The organism is Mesobacillus sp. (assembly GCF_049588175.1).
GTDB lineage: Bacteria > Bacillota > Bacilli > Bacillales > Cytobacillaceae > Mesobacillus.
On the sequence record NZ_JBAVFI010000429.1, the window covers coordinates 1 to 1,869 of the forward strand.

A 1,869-nucleotide genomic window follows, 5' to 3' on the forward strand; every position below is an offset into this window, starting at 1 on the left:
GAATTCATCATATCACAGCAATTGTCGGCCATCCTCAGGAGAATATCGATTTTTATGCTGGTGTTTTAGGTTTGCGCTTAGTGAAGCAGACGGTCAATTTTGATGACCCGGGTACTTATCACCTTTATTTCGGTAATGAAGGTGGAAAACCAGGCACGATCATTACATTCTTTCCTTGGCCTGATGCATACAGAGGGAAAATTGGTGACGGCCAGGTTGGAGTGACGTCATATGTCGTTCCTTCGGGAGCAATGGGCTTTTGGGAAGAAAGATTGCAGAAATTCAATGTTGCTTTTACAAAAATGGAACGCTTTGGTGAGCAGTTCCTCGAATTTGATGATCCGCATGGTCTTCATTTGGAAATTGTGGAGCGAGCTGAGGGAGAGGTCAATACTTGGACCTTTGGTGGAGTAACGCCTGAGGATGCTATCAAAGGGTTTGGGGGAGTGACTTTATTGTCAGCCCGTCCAGAACAAACGGCTGAGTTACTAGAAAAGGTGATGGAGCTTGAAAAAGTGGGCGAAGAAGGAGATTTCGTCCGCTATCGTTCCACTGCAGATATTGGCAATATCATTGACCTGAAATTAACCTCCATCGGCCGCGGCGAAATGGGTGTTGGCACGGTGCACCACATTGCATGGCGAGCAAAAGATGACGAGGATCAATTGGATTGGCAAAAATATGTAGCAGCGAATGGGTACGGAGTCACTCCTGTCCAGGATCGGAACTATTTTAATGCTATTTACTTCAGGGAGCATGGAGAAATCCTGTTTGAGATTGCCACAGATCCTCCAGGCTTTGCTCATGATGAGTCGCTTGAAACGATGGGAGAAGAGCTGAAGCTTCCGCAGCAATATGAGTCTCACAGAGAAACGATTGAAAATATTCTGCTGCCTATTACTGTGAGGGAATTGGAGGGGTGAAGCAGTGATTTCAATCGATCCGGTCACAAACACCGAAAGGGATAATTATAAACTGCTGATCGGCAGCATTATCCCGCGTCCGATTGCTTTCGTGACGACCCTCTCGCAGGATGGCGTATTGAATGGCGCGCCGTTCAGCTATTTTAACATTGTCTCCTCCAATCCGCCGATGATCTCTTTATCGATTCAGCGGGCAGAAGGAAGACAGAAGGATACAGCAAGAAACATCCTTGGAGCGAAGGAATTCGTTGTTCATATTGTCGATGAGCAAAATGTTGAAAAAGTGAACATCACTGCCGCAAGTCTCCCGCAAGACCAGAGTGAGATTGAACTAGCGCAATTAACTACCGTAGATAGTTTGAAAATTTCCGTTCCAGGAGTGCAGGAAGCAAAAATCCGGATGGAATGCAGATTGGAACATGCTCTGGAGCTGGGCGCCTCGAACTCTCCTGGCTGTGATTTCATCATCGGGAAAGTGGTACAATTCCATATAGACGAAGCTATTTTTGAAAATGGAAGTATCAACCCGGCAGGACTTGCAGCTGTTAGCAGGCTGGCTGGACAGGATTATGCAAAGATTGGCGAGATTTTTACGATTGAAAGGCCGAAATGATTTTTTTACAAACAGTCGAAAGGAGGGGAAAGCATGCTAAAGACAGCAGGAATCCATCACATTACCGCTATGGTTAACGACGCACAACGGACGATTGATTTTTATGCAGGAGTACTCGGGCTAAGATTGGTGAAAAAAACGATCAACTTTGACCGTCCAGAAGTGTACCATCTTTATTTTGCAAACGAATCAGGTCAGCCGGGAACGGTGATTACCTTTTTTCCATGGCCGAAACAGCTGAAAGGCCGGATTGGCATAGGGCAGGTAGGGGTTACTGGTTATATGATTCCAATGGGTTCTATCGATTTTTGGGAGAACAGGCTGAAGAAATTC

3 protein-coding genes are annotated in these 1,869 nt (G+C 45.9%); all 3 read left to right on the plus strand.

Annotated features, from left to right (window positions below; genetic code table 11):
• The first annotated feature begins 2 nt into the window (after window positions 1-2).
• On the plus strand, window positions 3-923 hold the full coding sequence (locus WB217_RS10610; protein ID WP_423993200.1) for a ring-cleaving dioxygenase: 921 nt from the start codon (window positions 3-5) through the stop codon (window positions 921-923).
• A gap of 4 nt (window positions 924-927) precedes the next feature.
• Window positions 928-1,536 carry a flavin reductase family protein gene (locus WB217_RS10615; protein WP_423993201.1) on the plus strand — a complete coding sequence of 203 codons (609 nt, stop codon included), beginning with the start codon at window positions 928-930 and terminating at the stop codon, window positions 1,534-1,536.
• Window positions 1,537-1,569: 33 nt separating this feature from the next.
• Window positions 1,570-1,869, plus strand: a 300-nt coding sequence (locus WB217_RS10620; protein WP_423993202.1) for a VOC family protein, incomplete at its 3' end; no start/stop codon positions are given.